This window comes from Butyribacter sp. (genome assembly GCF_056818865.1).
The window spans coordinates 34344-51695 of the sequence record NZ_DBLYGC010000017.1; the positions used below are offsets into that span (position 1 = coordinate 34344).

The 17352-nt window shown below is 36.7% G+C and carries 14 protein-coding genes, 1 tRNA gene and 1 pseudogene; 12 read left to right on the forward strand and 4 right to left on the reverse strand.

The window, feature by feature from the left end:
* Positions 1-231 precede the first annotated feature (231 nt).
* From ACZLXV_RS09120 to cysK, 7 genes are all read left to right on the forward strand, one after another.
* Complete coding sequence (locus ACZLXV_RS09120; protein ID WP_022013522.1) at positions 232-594, forward strand: response regulator; 363 nt, start codon at positions 232-234, stop codon at positions 592-594.
* Between the two features lie 174 nt (positions 595-768).
* Positions 769-851: transfer RNA gene (locus ACZLXV_RS09125), tRNA-Leu, on the forward strand.
* Positions 852-1110: 259 nt separating this feature from the next.
* Positions 1111-2292 (forward strand): cysteine desulfurase NifS, encoded by a 1182-nt coding sequence (nifS, locus tag ACZLXV_RS09130; RefSeq protein WP_482383198.1) that lies wholly within the window; start codon positions 1111-1113, stop codon positions 2290-2292.
* Between the two features lie 27 nt (positions 2293-2319).
* Positions 2320-2763, forward strand: a complete 444-nt coding sequence (nifU, locus tag ACZLXV_RS09135) for a Fe-S cluster assembly scaffold protein NifU (RefSeq protein ID WP_022013524.1) — start codon at positions 2320-2322, stop codon at positions 2761-2763.
* Positions 2764-2979: 216 nt separating this feature from the next.
* Complete coding sequence (gene mnmA, locus ACZLXV_RS09140) at positions 2980-4062, forward strand: tRNA 2-thiouridine(34) synthase MnmA (RefSeq protein WP_367335994.1); 1083 nt, start codon at positions 2980-2982, stop codon at positions 4060-4062.
* A 319-nt stretch (positions 4063-4381) separates the two neighbouring features.
* On the forward strand, positions 4382-5689 hold the full coding sequence (locus tag ACZLXV_RS09145) for an O-acetylhomoserine aminocarboxypropyltransferase/cysteine synthase family protein (protein WP_482383199.1): 1308 nt from the start codon (positions 4382-4384) through the stop codon (positions 5687-5689).
* 44 nt (positions 5690-5733) lie between these two features.
* A complete protein-coding gene (gene cysK, locus ACZLXV_RS09150) occupies positions 5734-6666 on the forward strand; it encodes a cysteine synthase A (protein WP_482383200.1) in 933 nt (310 codons plus the stop codon).
* A 125-nt stretch (positions 6667-6791) separates the two neighbouring features.
* On the opposite strand, the gene ACZLXV_RS09155 is transcribed toward cysK, so the two are convergent.
* Positions 6792-7226 carry an RrF2 family transcriptional regulator gene (locus ACZLXV_RS09155; RefSeq protein WP_482383201.1) on the reverse strand — a complete coding sequence of 145 codons (435 nt, stop codon included), beginning with the start codon at positions 7224-7226 and terminating at the stop codon, positions 6792-6794.
* Between the two features lie 268 nt (positions 7227-7494).
* Here ACZLXV_RS09155 and ACZLXV_RS09160 point away from each other — a divergent pair, with 268 nt between their 5' ends.
* Both ACZLXV_RS09160 and ispD read left to right on the forward strand, forming a co-directional pair.
* Complete coding sequence (locus ACZLXV_RS09160) at positions 7495-9675, forward strand: PTS sugar transporter subunit IIABC (RefSeq protein ID WP_482383202.1); 2181 nt, start codon at positions 7495-7497, stop codon at positions 9673-9675.
* Positions 9676-9838: 163 nt separating this feature from the next.
* On the forward strand, positions 9839-10549 hold the full coding sequence (gene ispD / locus ACZLXV_RS09165; RefSeq protein ID WP_482383203.1) for a 2-C-methyl-D-erythritol 4-phosphate cytidylyltransferase: 711 nt from the start codon (positions 9839-9841) through the stop codon (positions 10547-10549).
* A gap of 216 nt (positions 10550-10765) precedes the next feature.
* Here ispD and queA read toward each other — a convergent pair.
* A pseudogene (gene queA / locus ACZLXV_RS09170) lies at positions 10766-11782 on the reverse strand (tRNA preQ1(34) S-adenosylmethionine ribosyltransferase-isomerase QueA); the annotation flags it as partial.
* 123 nt (positions 11783-11905) lie between these two features.
* Here queA and ACZLXV_RS09175 point away from each other — a divergent pair.
* The 3 genes from ACZLXV_RS09175 to asnB all read left to right on the forward strand — a co-directional run bounded on the left by ACZLXV_RS09175 (position 11906) and on the right by asnB (position 15815).
* The gene (locus tag ACZLXV_RS09175) at positions 11906-12835 is read left to right on the forward strand and encodes a diacylglycerol/lipid kinase family protein (RefSeq protein WP_482383204.1); all 930 of its coding nucleotides are present in this window, start codon (positions 11906-11908) and stop codon (positions 12833-12835) included.
* Positions 12835-13782: a tRNA dihydrouridine synthase gene (locus ACZLXV_RS09180; RefSeq protein ID WP_482383205.1), complete on the forward strand. Its 948-nt coding sequence runs from the start codon at positions 12835-12837 to the stop codon at positions 13780-13782. Before ACZLXV_RS09175 ends, ACZLXV_RS09180 begins: the two co-directional genes overlap by 1 nt.
* Before the next feature lie 173 nt (positions 13783-13955).
* Positions 13956-15815, forward strand: a complete 1860-nt coding sequence (asnB, locus tag ACZLXV_RS09185; protein WP_482383206.1) for an asparagine synthase (glutamine-hydrolyzing) — start codon at positions 13956-13958, stop codon at positions 15813-15815.
* A 24-nt stretch (positions 15816-15839) separates the two neighbouring features.
* Here the strand turns inward: asnB and ACZLXV_RS09190 are convergent, their stop codons facing one another.
* Positions 15840-16430, reverse strand: a complete 591-nt coding sequence (locus ACZLXV_RS09190; protein WP_482383207.1) for a dipicolinate synthase subunit B — start codon at positions 16428-16430, stop codon at positions 15840-15842.
* A gap of 2 nt (positions 16431-16432) precedes the next feature.
* Complete coding sequence (locus tag ACZLXV_RS09195) at positions 16433-17296, reverse strand: hypothetical protein (RefSeq protein WP_482383208.1); 864 nt, start codon at positions 17294-17296, stop codon at positions 16433-16435.
* Positions 17297-17352 lie beyond the last annotated feature (56 nt).

Consider the following 17352-nt stretch of genomic DNA (forward strand, 5'->3'; position numbering starts at 1 on the left):
TGTTTGTGTTCGCAGTGCAGGTAAAAACAGGAAATATACTTTTAAATAAATAGTTTTGATTTAACCATTTACTTGACACGCGTTCTTAAAAGATATATAATTTAAGACAGGAATTGTAGTCAAAAAGACTGACAAAAGAAAAGTTAGTTCTTTGGTGAATCATATTAAAGGCTGCTTTATAACTGAAAAGCTGATATGATTTGTTAATAATTTATGCAAGGGAGAATGACCATGGGAAATAATATTTTAGTTGTTGATGATGCGGCATTTATGCGCATGATGGTAAAGGATATTTTAACAAAAGGTGGTTACAATGTAGTTGGGGAAGCAGAGAATGGTGTTGTTGCTATTCAGAAATATACAGAATTGAAACCGGATTTAGTTACACTTGATATTACTATGCCTGAGATGGATGGTATTCAGGCTTTGAAAAAAATTAAGGAAGCTGATGCTGGGGCAAATGTTATTATGTGTTCAGCAATGGGACAGCAGGCGATGGTTATTGAAGCTATTCAGAATGGGGCGAAAGACTTCATTGTAAAACCTTTCCAGGCAGATCGAGTTTTAGAGGCTGTTAAAAAGGTTATTGGTTAAAAATATCTACATAATTATTAGTATTCCTATTGAAAATAATCTGCCGCATTTTGATTATGTGGCAGTTTCTTTTCGGGAAAAAGCATCATTCGGGGATGAGTTGAAAAAAGAAAAAAGCTATTGACAATTGAGTGATTTGGTAGTATTATATCAAATGTTGTGACAACACAATATGCACTAGTGGCGGAACGGCAGACGCAACGGACTCAAAATCCGTCGGGGGTGACCTCGTGAGGGTTCAAATCCCTCCTGGTGCATTTACATATTGAGAGATTAGAACTTGTACATTAGAGTTTCTGCTTTGATGTTCAAGTTTTTTTTCGACTTGATTTGTGATAATGACAGTTTGCGTATTGAGAAATGTTTTCAATAAGAACGACGATATACTGTAACTATCGTGTTGACATTGAAAAATGCAATGTTATAATAATCCTTGTTGATAAGTGTTTTCGTTAAATAGAAAAAACACTGTGATATATAAAATAAATCAATAATGAGACAAAGGAGTGGACAAATATGAGTAAGTGTATCTATATGGATAATGCAGCCACTACACAGGTATATCCAGAAGTATTTGAGGCTATGAAACCATATTTTACTGAGTTTTATGGAAATCCATCAAGTATATATAGTTTTGCAGGAAACAGCAAAAAAGCTGTTGAGGATTCAAGAAAGACTATTGCAGACTTTCTTGGTGCAAAAACAGAGGAAATTTATTTTACAGGCGGCGGAAGTGAGTCTGACAACTGGGCATTGAAAGCTACTGCTGATGCTTATGGAAATAAAGGAAAGCATATTATCACATCAAAAATAGAGCATCATGCCATTCTGCATACATGTGAATATCTCGAGAAAAAGGGATTTGAGGTTACTTACCTTGATGTAGATGAAAATGGTTTTGTAAATCCTGCCGATGTAGAGAAAGCAATCAGACCGGATACTATTCTTATTTCAATTATGACAGCCAACAATGAGATTGGAACTATAGAGCCTATTGCAGAAATCGGAAAGATTGCCAAAGAACATGGTGTATTATTCCATACAGATGCTGTTCAGGCTTTTGGCCATATTCCTATGAATGTGGATGAGATGAACATTGACATGCTCAGTGCCAGCGGTCACAAGATAAACGGACCAAAGGGAATCGGTATTATGTACATCAGAAAAGGTGTAAAAATTGGTTCATTTGTTCACGGTGGAGCACAGGAGAGACAGAGAAGAGCAGGTACTCATAATGTTCCGGGAATTGTCGGAATCGGAAAAGCTGTAGAACTTGCGAGAGACAATATGAAAGAGAGAATGGAGTACGAGACAAAGCTCAGAGACCATCTTATCAGCAGAGTTATGGAAGAAATTCCTTATGCAAAATTAAACGGTGATAAAGTTAAGAGACTTCCAAATAACGTAAATGTATGTTTTAGATTTATTGAAGGTGAGTCAATGCTTATATTGCTTGACCAGAATGGTGTATGCGGTTCAAGTGGTTCAGCCTGCACATCAGGTTCACTCGACCCTTCGCATGTTTTACTTGCCATAGGACTGCCACATGAGATAGCACATGGTTCTTTAAGACTTACTTTATCAGAAAAGAATACTATGGAAGAAGTTGATTTTACAGTAGACAAGCTTAAAGGAATTATTGAAAGACTTAGAAGCATGTCACCTCTTTACGAGGATTTTGTAAAGAATAATAAATAGATAAGAGCAGAGAAATGGAGGCTTACTATGTACAGTGAAAAAGTTATGGATCATTTCAACAATCCAAGAAATGTTGGAGAGATAGAGGATGCAAGTGGTGTAGGTACAGTTGGCAACGCAAAATGCGGTGACATCATGAGAATGTACCTTGACATTGATGATAACGGAATCATTCAGGATGTAAAATTCAAGACTTTTGGATGTGGTGCAGCAGTTGCGACAAGCAGTATGGCAACTGAGCTTGTAAAAGGAAAAACAGTTCAGGAGGCGTTACAGGTTACAAATAAGGCAGTTATGGAAGCACTTGACGGACTTCCACCGGTAAAAGTCCACTGTTCTCTTTTAGCAGAGGAAGCTATACACGCAGCCCTCTGGGATTATGCAGAAAAGAACGGTATCAAGATAGAAGGTCTTGAAAAGCCTGTAAATGACATCAGCGAAAAGGAAGAAGCTCCTGAAGAAGAATACTAAAAGTTATTCGTTGATTATTTTTTATTGCAAATTGCAGAATCAGCAGGAATATTTCTAAATCATAGTTTGTGGGTAGGAATTGTAAAAATATATGGTCGTATTATGAAAGATAATGTGTTATCATTTAGTACAGATACAGTTATCTTTTGTGATACGGCTATTGTTTATTTATGAAAAAATACAATACTTAAAACACTTAATGAAAGGATCAGATATATGAAAAAGAAAGTCGTTGTCGGAATGTCGGGTGGTGTTGATTCATCGGTGGCAGCCTATTTATTAAAAGAACAGGGATATGAAGTGATTGGAGTAACTATGCAGATATGGCAGCAGGAAGATGCCTGTACAGTAGAACATGAGGGCGGATGCTGCGGAATGTCGGCTGTGGAGGATGCGAGACGCGTGGCATCACAGCTTGATATACCATATTATGTAATGAATTTCAGAGATGATTTTCAAAAGTATGTTATAGATTATTTTGTTGATGAATATAAGAAGGGACATACGCCGAATCCATGCATAGCATGTAATAAATATGTTAAATGGCAGTCGCTTTTACAGAGGTCTATGGAAATAGGAGCAGATTATATTGCAACGGGACATTATGCAAGAATAGTCAAGCTTGACAACGGAAGATATACAATAAAAATGTCTGCAACAAAAAAGAAAGACCAGACATATGTATTGTTTAATCTCAGTCAGGAACAGCTCAGCAGAACGCTTATGCCTGTCGGAGAATACAACAAAGACCAGATAAGAGAGATAGCAGAAAAAATAGGTCTTGAGGTTGCACATAAGAGTGACAGTCAGGATATTTGCTTTGTACCGGATCATGACTATGCAGGCTTTATAGAGAGAGAGACGGGCAAAAAAAGTGTGCCGGGCAATTTTATCGATGAAAAGGGTAATGTTCTTGGAGTGCACAAGGGCATAGAGCATTACACGATAGGACAGAGAAAGGGACTGGGACTTCCTTCAACTGAACCTTATTATATAAACAAAATCTGTCCGGACACAAAGGAGATTGTACTCGGTGACGGTCAGAGTGTATTTTCAGATACAGTGTATGCGGAAAACATAAATTATATGTCGATTGAAAATATAACAGAGCCAACAAGATTTATCGGAAAGATAAGATATGCACATCAGGGTTCGCTATGTACGGTTTATCCTGAGAAGGACGGAAAGATAAAATGTGTGTTTGATGAAAAACAGAGAGCGGTGACACCGGGGCAGGCTATAGTCTTTTATGATGGGGATGTGATAGCGGCAGGAGGCTGGATAGCAGCACATGAGTAAAAATGTAACAGTTCAGCCATAAAAAATATATATTTCCTATTGACAAAGTAGGAATAGAAGTGTATTATAATTTTTGTCAGCAAATCATACTGAGGTAATATGAAATATATGACAAGTAGAATATGGAGGAGACTATATGATTTATAGGCGAATGTTTATCGACTATACGATGAAAGATAGTCGAATGTGCAGTTTTAAGTGGTGGCATGATTATTGTTGTTTTTGATTGTGTATTATTTTTGGGAGTAGAATAAATTTGTAAATTAAAATCAGGATAGAGAAAAAGATAAATAGAAATTAATTTTTGGAGGACATATATATGAGTAAGAAAGCAAGGGCAGATAGAAATTTTAGATTTGAAACATTACAGTTACATGTTGGTCAGGAAACAGCAGATGCAGTTACAGATGCAAGAGCAGTTCCTATTTATCAGACATCATCTTATGTATTCCACAATTCACAGCATGCGGCAGACAGATTTGGTCTTAAAGATGCGGGTAACATTTACGGAAGACTTACAAATCCTACAGAGGATGTTTTTGAAAAGAGAATCGCAGCACTCGAGGGTGGTGTGGCAGCACTTGCAGTTGGTTCAGGTGCAGCAGCAGTTACATACACTATTCAGAACCTTGCACTTGCAGGTGACCACATTGTAGCAGCAAAGAACATTTACGGTGGAACATATAATCTTCTTGCACATACTCTTGTAGATTATAATATTGAGACAACATTTGTTGACCCGCTTGACCCTTCAGCATTTGAAGCTGCTATCAAGGACAACACAAAGGCACTTTACATTGAGGCTCTTGGAAATCCAAATTCAGAAGTTACAGACATTGAAGCAATCGCAAAGATTGCACATGCACACAAGATTCCACTTGTTATCGACAGTACATTTGCAACGCCATATCTTCTTCGTCCGCTTGAATACGGTGCGGATATTGTAGTTCATTCAGCTACTAAGTTTATCGGTGGTCACGGAACTACAATCGGCGGTGTTATCATAGACGGAGGAAAATTTGACTGGAAAGCATCAGGCAAATTCCCACAGCTTACAGAGCCAAACCCAAGTTATCATGGAATCAGCTTTGCCGATGCAGCAGGTCCTGCAGCTTTTGTTACAAGAATAAGAGCTATTCTTCTTCGTGACACAGGTGCTACTATTTCACCAATCCATTCATGGATTTTCCTTCAGGGACTTGAGACATTATCACTTCGTGTAGAGAGACATGTGGAGAATGCATTAAAGGTTATAGATTACTTAAAGAAACAGCCGCTTGTAGAGGCAATTCATCATCCATCAGTCTCTGATGATCCTGAGCAGCAGCGTCTTTATAAGAAATATTTCCCTAATGGCGGTGGTTCTATATTCACATTTGAGATTAAGGGTGGTGCAGAGAAAGCAAAAGAATTTATTGACAATCTTGAACTTTTCTCACTTCTTGCAAATGTTGCAGATGTTAAATCACTTGTTATTCATCCAGCATCTACAACTCATGCAGAGCTTAATGAAGAGGAACTTGCAGATCAGGGTATCAAGCCGAATACTATCAGACTTTCAATTGGAACAGAAAACATTGACGATATAATTGAAGATCTTGATGAAGCATTTAAGGCAGTTCAGTAGAAATAAATTAAATATAATATAGATATAATAGGAGGATTATTATCATGGCAAATATATATAAGGGTGCACTTGGACTTATCGGAAACACACCACTCGTAGAACTTACACATATTGAAAAGGCATTTGGTCTTGAAGCAAAAATTCTTGCAAAACTTGAGTATTTCAATCCGGCAGGAAGTGTAAAAGACAGAATTGCAAAGGAGATGATAGAAGACGCAGAGGAAAAAGGTCTTTTAAAAGAGGGCTCAACAATTATCGAGCCAACATCAGGAAATACAGGTATAGGTCTTGCAGCAATTGCAGCAGCAAAAGGATACAGAATCATTATCGTACTTCCGGAGACTATGAGTATTGAGCGTAGAAATATTATTAAGGCATACGGTGCTGAGCTTGTACTTACAGACGGAACAAAGGGAATGAAAGGTGCTATCGCAAAGGCAGAAGAACTCGCAAAAGAGATAGAGAACAGCTTTATACCCGGTCAGTTTGAAAATCCGGCAAACCCTGCAGCACACAAAAAGACAACAGGTCCTGAAATTTGGAATGATACAGACGGAAATGTAGATGCATTTGTAGCCGGTGTCGGAACAGGCGGAACTCTTACAGGAGTAGGTCAGTACCTTAAAGCAAAGAAGTCAGATGTAGAAGTAATTGCAGTAGAGCCAGAGACATCACCTGTATTGTCACAGGGATACGCAGGAGCGCATAAAATTCAGGGAATTGGTGCTGGATTTGTGCCAAAGACACTTAACACAGAAGTATATAACGAAGTTGTTCTTGTAAAGGATGATGATGCATTCAAATACGGTAAGGCAATTGCAAAAGAGGAAGGTATTCTTGTAGGAATATCATCAGGTGCAGCACTTGCAGCGGCTATTGAGTATGCTAAAAGAGTAGAGAATAAGGGTAAAAACATTGTTGTATTATTACCGGACAGCGGTGACAGATATTATTCAACATCATTATTTACAGAGTAGTTTTTTATCCGGAAAAAAGATAAACAGTTAAAAGAAAAAAAGATATTAAATCATGGAAATAGAAGTTTTCCGGGTTTAATATCTTTTTATTTTGTTGAAAAACTGAAATTATATAATTAGAAAATTTAGATGCAGTAATCACCTGAACCATCAACATGCCATTTGACAAGGTCTTCAAGAGTGATATTGTCAACAACGTCACATATTGCTGAATAAAGTTTTTTCCAGACAACATAGGTTGCACAGCTTTGTACACGCTCACACGGTTCAGAATCCTCTTCAACACATGCAACAGGAGCAAGAGAACCTTCTGTAAGACGTAATATCATACCTACCGTATACTCTTTAGGTTCCTTTTTAAGCAGATAACCACCCTGTGGACCGCGGACACTTTTTACATATCCCGCATTATTTAAAATAGAAATTATTTGTTCAAGATATTTATCTGAAATATTCTGTCTTCTGGCAGCTTCTTTTATACTAACGGGTTTTTCAGCACAATGTTGTGCAATATCAAGCATGAGTCTTAGCGCATATCTTCCTTTTGTAGAGATTTTCATGGTTGCCTCCATATTTCATATTATTTTAGTCTTATAATAGTATATAACATAAATCATACTAATTCAATAAGGATTGTGGGAAAAGATTGAAAGCAAAATTTATCAAAACGAAGCATTAACTGTACATAAATTGCAAATAGTATATTTATGTGGAGTTAGTGCCTCTTTTTGTGTATTTATAAAATGATGAGAATACTCAGCAAGATATATTTATACTAAAAAGACCGCTTTCCATATAAATATCACAGGAAAGTGAGGTTTATTTATTATGAAAGACAAAGCTTTTGAAGTCTTACAGAGAATTGGAAGAAGTTTTATGCTTCCAATCGCAATTTTGCCTGTAGCAGGTCTGTTGCTCGGGCTTGGTAGTTCGTTTACGAATGAGACAACTATTGAGATGTACAATCTCGGAAAAATTCTCGGAGATGGTACAATGTTACATGCACTGCTTGTTATTATGAATAAAGTCGGAAGTGCTGTTTTTGATAACCTGCCTCTGTTGTTTGCAGTAGGCGTTGCTATAGGAATGGCAAAGAAGGAAAAAGAAGTTTCAGCTTTATCCGCAGTTATCGCATATTTTGTTATGAACATATCCATCAGCAGTATGCTTGAGATAAATGGAAAGATTCTCGCAGATGGAAGCATATCAAAAGATGTGCTTGAGGGAACGATATCCTCTGTCTGTGGTATAAATACTTTGCAGATGGGTGTTTTTGGAGGGATTATAGTCGGTCTTGGAGTTGCAGCACTTCATAACCGTTTTCATAAGATACAGCTTCCAAATTCACTGTCATTTTTTGCCGGTTCAAGATTTGTACCTATAGTTTCAACAATAGTTTATATGTTCGTAGGTATTTTTATGTACTTTATATGGCCTGTGGTACAGAACGGTATTTATGCACTTGGTGGTCTTGTTACGGGAAGCGGTTATCTTGGAACGCTTGCATTTGGTATAATAAAGAGAGCACTTATCCCGTTTGGTCTTCATCATGTATTTTACATGCCATTCTGGCAGACTGCTGTCGGTGGAACTATGGATGTTGCAGGAAATCTTGTTCAAGGTGGACAGAATATTTTCTTTGCACAGCTTGTTGATTCAGCAAATATTACACATTTTAGTGCCGATGCGACAAGATATTTTTCAGGAGAATTTATATTTATGATATTTGGACTGCCGGGTGCAGCACTTGCAATGTACCGTACTGCAAAGACTGAAAAGAAAAAACAGGCTGGAGGACTTTTGTTCTCCGCGGCACTTACATGTATGCTTACAGGTATCACAGAACCTATTGAATTTTCATTCCTCTTTGTAGCGCCTATATTGTTTGGTGTACAGGTTGTGCTTGCGGGTGCAGCTTACATGATAGCCCATATATTAAATATAGCAGTAGGTCTTACTTTTTCAGGTGGACTTCTTGACCTTTTCCTTTTTGGTATACTTCAGGGAAATGACAAGACAAGCTGGCTCAGGATAATTCCTGTTGGTATAGTTTATTTTATATTGTATTATGTTATATTCTCATTCCTTATCAAAAAATTCAACCTTAAAACTCCGGGAAGAGAAGATGATGCAGGAGAAGTTAAACTTTATACAAAAGCAGATGTAAATACAAGAAAAGCAAAGGAAACTGATGCAGAAGGTGCGGCATCAGAAGATGAACTTAGCAAAGATATAACAATGGGTCTTGGTGGAAAGAAGAATATTGATACTGTTGACTGTTGTGCTACAAGACTTCGCTGTACGGTTGTAAAACCTGAACTTGTAAATGATGCAGCATTAAAGGCAACAGGAGCAAGTGGTGTTATTCATAAAGGAAACGGAGTTCAAGTTATTTACGGGCCACATGTAACTGTTATAAAGTCAAATCTTGAAGATTATCTTGAAAGTGCACCTGATATAGAATATACTGAAAACAGTGAGGATTTATCAGAAGAAACTGATAGGAAAGACGAGGATAAACAGGAAAATGGGACAAAGAAAGTTGTAAAAACAATCGTAATGTCAAGTCCTATGACCGGAAAAGCTGCTGACCTTTCTACCGCACCTGATGAGGGATTTGCAGGCAAAATGATGGGAGATGGAGCTGTTGTCACACCGGAAGATGCAGTTATAAAAGCACCTGAGGACGGAGAGGTCGTATTTGTATTTGATACAAAACACGCTATAGGCTTTATGACAGATTCAGGACTCAGTCTTTTGATTCATATAGGTATAGATACAGTAAAACTTGATGGAAAAGGTTTTGAAGTGTTTGTCGAAAGTGGTCAGAAAGTAAAAAAGGGAGAGCCGCTTATGAAGATAGACATTGACTTTTTAAAGAATAATGCACCATCGCTTGTTTCACCTGTTTTATGCACTGAACTTGAAGATAACCAGGAAGTTCGTCTTTTGAAAGATGGAGATATAAAGGCCGGAGAGGAACTTTTTGCGGTTGACTTTTATGAGTAAAGTAGATAGAAATAGTATATCTGTTTGATTGTATCTGGCTCAAGGTATCGGGAAATTTCTAATGTATCGGTATCTTGGGCTGATAATTGTTAAGTAATATACATTTGTCGTGTTACAAGCGGTGAATTAGAAATAGCGTATGATTAAAAAGGAGAGACATAATATGATATTTGGATTGATTTTAGCCGGTGGTATCGGAAGCAGAATGGGTGCAGATATGCCAAAGCAGTATCTTGAAATTGGTGGCAAACCCATAATTGTACATACATTGGAGCATTTTTTGGAGTATGAAAATTTTGAAAAGATAATAGTTCTTTGTCCAAAAGAGTGGATTGGATATACAAAAGATATTATCAGGGATAAATGCAGTGAAAACAAAGCGACAGACATAGAAATTATTGCAGGTGGAGACAGCCGCAATGAAACTATAATGAATGGTATAGTATATATTGAAAAAAATTATGGAATTGATGATGAAACAATAATAGTGACGCATGATGCCGCAAGACCGTTCATAAATAAAAGGATATTGTCGGAAAATATTGAAAAGGCGGTAAAGTACGGTGCTGTAACAACAGCCGTTTCTGCCGTTGACACTATTTTAAAGTGTGATGACGGTATTATAAATGATATACCTGACAGGAGTAATATGTACCAGTGCCAGACACCTCAGACATTTCATGCAAAACAGCTTAAAGAGCTTTATCTTAAACTTACTGATAAGGAGCGTGAAATACTTACGGATGCATCAAAAATATTGGTTCTCTCTGGCAAAAAAGTTGCCATAGTAAACGGTGAGAGAACCAATATAAAAATTACTTATAAAGAAGATATGATTTTTGCCGAATCAATTTTAAAATCTATGATTAGCTGAATTATCTTTACACCATTCTTCGCAGGCAGATATATTCCATTCGTCAGAGTGGAATGCATCCCAAGCCTTGTCTATCCCATCTGATAATAACAGGCTGTGATATTCTTTTTCGGCTTTGTCATACTCATCAGCAGAGATGTTTAATTTTCCATTATTGTCAAAGTAAAGTGAATTATATGTTCCGTCAGGATTGTAGACAAGCCTTCTTGCTTCAGTGTACATTGCATCTCCGAAAGAGAAAAATCTGTATTTCATTTCAACAGCTTCTTTATATGCAGACATTATGTTATCACGTCCGGTAAGTGCAGAAACAAGCATGAGCAGTGTAGACTCAGGAAGATGGAAATTTGTTATAAGTCCGTCTAAAACCCTGAAGCGGTATCCGGGATAGATAAATATGCTTGTATCTCCTTCGCCGGCTTGTACTATGCCGTTTCTGTCAGATGCAGATTCGATTGTACGACAGCTTGTAGTGCCGACGCAGATTATTCTCCCACCGTTTTTCTTTGTATTGTTTATGGTAGCGGCTGCTTCTTTTGAAACCTGATAAAATTCGGTATGCATATGATGCTTTGAGACATCATCAACTTTTACGGGTCTGAATGTTCCAAGTCCCACATGAAGTGTAACTCTTGCTATGTTTACTCCACTTTTTTCTATGTCGTCAAGAAGTTTTTCAGTGAAGTGCAGGCCTGCCGTAGGTGCGGCAGCAGAGCCTTCATATTTGGCATATACTGTCTGGTACATGTTTTTGTCTTTTAATTCATGTGTTATATATGGCGGAAGTGGCATCTGACCGAGTTTATCAAGGATTTCTTCAAATATTCCGTCGAATTCAAACTTCACAAGACGGTTTCCTTCTTCAATTATGTCTACTACTTCAGCTTTCAATATCCCACCGCCGAATACTATTCTTGAACCGATGCGTGCTTTTTTTCCGGGTTTTACAAGTGTTTCCCAGATGTTGTTTTCTTTTCTTTTTAGGAGAAGTATTTCAACCTTGCCGCCGGTATTTTCTCTTTCACCTATAAGTCTTGCAGGAATAACTTTTGTGTTATTTATGACAAGACAGTCTCCGGGATTCAGATAATCGCCTATATGGTGGAAATCCGTATGTGTTCGTTTTTCTGTTACTTTGTCTATAACAAGCAGTTTTGAAGCTGCTCTGTCTGAAAGAGGATCCTGTGCAATAAGTTCCTCTGGCAAATCATAAGCAAAATCAGCAGTTTTCATTTGTTACCTCCGTTTATTATTTTTTAATCTAATAACATATGATAACACTGAACAAAACATTTGCAAAGAGTAAATTATAAAGGTATAATCTATTTTAACTAAGATGATAAGTGAGGTAACTGCATGAGTAAAAAAATGTTATTTATCTATAATCCGATGGCAGGAAAAGAACAGATTAAAAATAAATTATCAGAGATAATTCAAATCTTTTGCAAGGAAGGATTTGAGGTTACTATTTTTGCGACAAGAGGCAGAGAGGATGCTACAAAAGTTATCGAGAAAAAAGGTGAAAAGTATGATTATGTAGTATGCTCAGGCGGAGACGGAACGATGAATGAGGTTGCAACAGGTCTTATGAAACTTGAAAAAAGACCTATATGCGGATATATTCCGGCAGGAACGGTAAATGATTTTGCAGCGAGTCTCAAAATTCCAAGAGTTATGAAGAATGCAGCAGCTCTGATTACGGACGGTGATGTTTTCAAATGTGACATGGGAAAATTCAATGACAGATATTTCACATATGTTGCCGGTTTTGGTGCATTTACGGAGGTGTCATATCAGACGCCACAGGAGTGGAAGAACGCACTTGGAAAAGCAGCGTATTTTATTGAAGCACTGAAGCATATTGCGGATATAAAACCTCATCATATGAAGATAGAGTATGATGACGGTGTTATCGAGGGAGAATTTATATTAGGTCTTATAAGCAATTCTGTTTCTGTGGCAGGTTACAAATATTATGAAAAGAAAAATATAAAAATGGATGATGGACTTTTTGAAGCTCTGCTTATCAAGAGCCTTAAAAATCCCATTGAATTGCAGCAGGTATTGAATGCACTTTTATCTAAACAGCTTGATGCGGATAATATGTGTTATTTAAGCAGCAGTTTTTTACATATTATAAGTGATGATGATGTACAATGGACCCTTGACGGTGAGGACGGCGGCTTCTGCAATGATGCGTATATGCAGAATATTAAAGAGTCACTTCCGATAATCTGCGACAGGAGAGCACTTGCAAGTGTTTCATCAAAGAGGACGGTAGAATAATGGCAGTTAAAAAACTTTATTTTGCGCCTATGGAAGGTGTTGCGGGGTACATATTCAGAAATATTTATGCTGATTTTTTTGATGATGCGGATAAGTTTTTTTCGCCGTTTGTAGTCACAAGACCGTCCGGAATAATGAAAAATAAGGAACTCAGGGATATACTTCCGGAAAATAATGAAAAACTTTTTTTGGTTCCTCAGATTCTTGCAAACAATGCAGATGGTTTTATAAATGCATCAAAACAGATGCGGGAACTTGGCTATGATGAGGTAAATTTAAATCTTGGCTGTCCATCTGGTACAGTAGTTTCCAAAAAAAGGGGAGCAGGATTTTTGAAATATCCCGATGAGCTTGACAAATTTCTTGACAGAATTTACAGCGAATGCGACATAAAGATTTCTGTTAAAACCAGAATTGGATTTGAAAAAACGGAAGAGATTTACAGGCTTATTGAGATTTTTAATAAGTATCCTATCTATGAGCTTATTATTCATCCGAGAACGAGGATGGATATGTACAAAAACAAGCCTAATCTTGAGATGTTTGAGTATGCACTTGGCGAGAGTAAAAATCCGGTCTGTTACAATGGTGATATAAAGAAAAAAGAGGACTATGAGCTGATAGCAGAAAGATTTCAGGAAACTGACAGTGTGATGATTGGAAGGGGAATATTATCAAATCCCGGATTGTTTGGCGAGATAAAAGGAAAGGGAGCTATAGACAAGGAAATATTTAAAAAATATTATCAGACGATATTTGAAAAATATTGTGAAGTTTATGACGGTGATACATTTATCCTATTTAAATTAAAGGAATTGTGGGCATATTTTGCAAACGACTTTGAAAGTGCGGATAAGCATTTAAAAAAGATAAGAAAATCGAAAAAAATCACGGAGTATGAGGATGCAGTAGAAAAATTATTTAGTGATTGTGAATTTAGAATTTGATTATGCATGAGTCAAAAGCAAATAGCAATCGAGTAATCCGTTCAGACTTATTTTTACACATAAAAATTTTTCAGGATGCATATATTGTTATGGAAAAGTTTTTGCTGCTGTTTATACCTGAGGGTGTGAACAGTAATAAGTTTTTTTCTTATAGTATATGAACGGAGGTTTTTATGTGTGGAATAGCCGGTTTTTTTTCAAATGATATAAATTTTGAAGTAAATGACAAATACAGAAAGATACTTGTGCAGATGAAGAAAAGTCTTTATCACAGAGGACCTGATGATTCGGGCATTTATTTGAAGGAGCATTGCGGATTTGCACATACACGTCTGGCGATAAGAGATGTAAAGTATGGCAGACAGCCGATGAAAAGAACAATAAATAATAATGATTATGTTATTGTTTACAACGGAGAAATTTACAATACGGATATTTTAAGAAAAGAGTTGAAGAGAGCAGGATGGCATTTTGAATCGAAATCGGATACAGAAGTTATACTGCTTTTATTTTTGCAATACGGGCCGGAATTTGTAAAAAAAATTGATGGAATATTTTCATTTGCAATATATGATTCAAGTCACGCTATATTATATCTGTACAGAGACCAGTTTGGCATAAAGCCGTTATTTTATACATTTGTAAAGGAAGACAATGCTATTGTATTTGGATCGGAAGTGAAAGCTCTTTTTGAGTACGGAAAAATTGATGCGGTTGTAGACCGTGACGGATTGAATGAAGTGTTTGGAGTAGGACCTGCCAGACAGCCTGGAAATGCCGTGTTTAAAGGCATAAATGAATTAAAACCCGGGAATTATCTCACATGCAGCAAATACGGTGTGATTAGTAAAGAATACTGGCGGTTAGAGAGCAGGTATCATGAGGACAGTTATGAGAGAACCATTGAAAAGACAAAATATCTGCTGGAGGATGCAGTTGTAAGGCAGATGGTATCTGATGATGAAGTGCCTATATGTACTTTTTTGTCGGGAGGAATTGATTCAAGCCTTGTATCATCAATATGTGCGGCAAAACTTAAGGAAGAAGGCAAAAGACTTTCAACATATTCATTTGACTTTACGGGAAATGAAAAATATTTTAAGGCAAACAGTTTTCAGCCGTCACAGGATGCTCCGTATGCAAAAAAAATGGTCGATTATCTTGGAACCGAGCACAAAATTTTGAATTGTGATTATGAGATACAGGCAAATCTTTTATATGAATCAATTGACTCTCATGATCTTCCATGCATGGCTGATATAGATTCATCATTGATATTTTTCTGCCGTGAAGTAAGTAAAAAACATAAGGTAGTGCTGACGGGAGAATGTGCTGACGAGATATTCGGGGGGTATCCTTGGTTTCACAGAGAAAAATTTTTGAAATGTAATACGTTTCCGTGGACACCTGATTTATCGCCGAGAAAACAGCTAATGAAGCCGGATGTATTAGAGGTGCTTAATATGGATGAATATGTGAAAAAAGCTTATGAGAGTGCCGTAAAAGAGGTGGATATACTTCCGTGGGAAAATAAAATTGAAGCTGACCGAAGAAGAATAAGTTATCTAAATATAAGGTTTTTTATGCAGACCCTTTTAAACAGAATGGATAGAACAAGTATGCATTCGGGGTTGGAAGCAAGAGTTCCGTTTGCCGATAAACAGCTTGTTCAGTATGTATTTAATATTCCGTGGGATATGAAAGCGAGAAACGATATGGTAAAAAATGTGCTAAGACAGGCAGCGAGAGGGCGTGTACCTAATGAAGTCCTGTTTAGAAAAAAGAGCCCTTATCCAAAGACATACAATCCGTATTATGAAAAACTGCTCATAAACCGTCTGAAAAATGACTTAAAAAATGGTGCACCAATTCTTCAGATAATAGATGAGAAAAAACTCACAGCCTTTATGGAAGGAGAAAAGGATTATGGTGCACCATGGTACGGTCAGCTTATGGCAGGCCCGCAGATGCTTGCATATCTGATACAGATAAATTACTGGTTGAACAAATATAAGATAAAAATACAGATATAAATTTCCGTATTATAATTTTATGATTTATTTTTCATATAAAACCGGTTGAAGCTGTCCTCCTTTTAAGGCAGCTTCTATTGTTTTGTCGATAAGGTCAAATTTTGCAATCAGTGAACATGGTTTTTTTTCAGGATTATCTTGGAAAAACGGTACAAAATAAATATTCTTTACATTGTAAAGCTTACCTATATTCTGGAAATTTAATCCCATTGCATCGTTGGTGGAGACAGCTATGATAAGTGGCTTTTCGTTTCTAAGGTGAGCTTTTGCAGCCATGAGAACAGGAGTGTCTGTTATTCCGTTTGCAAGTTTTGCAAGAGTATTTCCGGTACAGGGAGCAATGACAAGGGCATCAAGAAAATTTCCGGGACCAATGGTTTCGGCATTCTGTATGGTTTTAATGTTTTCTTTGCCGGTAATTTCTTCTAAGGATTTTAAAAATTCATCACAGTTTCCGAAACGACTGTCCATGTTTGCTGCGTTAAATGAAACAATCGGGAATATTTCGTATTCTTTTTCGTGAAGTGAATTTATTATTTTTTTGATTTTGCTGTGTGTGCAAAAAGAACCGGTTATGGCAAAACCTATTTTGTTTTTTTGAGATTTATTATTCAAGTTTAACCCTCCCTTTTTAGGTTTACAATTTCATTAAATATAATGTGGGCGGCGGATTTCGGGGCATAAGTTCCGGGGATACCGGGACAGAGTTTTGCGGTTATACCATGTTTTTTACAATAATCAAAGTCAGTACCTCCGGGTGCGGACGCAATATCAATAATGGTGGTATTTTTGCTAAGCTTTTCTAAAATGTTATGTGTGAGCACTTTAGATGGTGCGGTGTTAAATATAAAGTCAAACTTATGAATGGATTTTATATCGTTTATATTTTCGTAGAATAATGCATTGTGGCATTTGGTGCGCAGACATAAATCCTGAGTGTGAAAACTTTTACTTTTCATATCATTTTCGACAACATATATACAGGCTTTCATGCATTTGAGAAGACTGCATATTTTTTTACCGCAGTTGCCGTATCCTATAACTAAGCATTTACTTCCTGAAATTGTTATTTTGGAAGACTGCATCGCATTAAAAACAGCACCTTCGGCGGTTATTTTTGCATTGTTTGTCACAAAAGTTTTTGATTTGTATAAATCATAATAATTTATGCCATAATATTTGCAAAAATCTATAAGTTCTTTATCAAAAAGTCCACCGATAAGATAGTTATTTTTGTATGCAAAAGGAAATATATTGTCTATCATTTCTTTTTTTACAGGAATCGGAAAAACAAGAAAATCCGTTCCTGAAAAAGATTTGCTTTCATTAAAACAATGTGAGTATTTTATTTTTTTGTTTTCACCGGAAAAACAGTTGGATGAAATAGCGGTATTAAACCCTTTTTCGAGAAAAAGGGAAAAAAGGGCACGCTGTCTGTCATCATCTCCAAATATATATATCTTGTCATTAAAAATATTCAATGCTACCACCCACATAAATTTAAGAATACTACAGTATATGCAGAATAAGTGGTGTT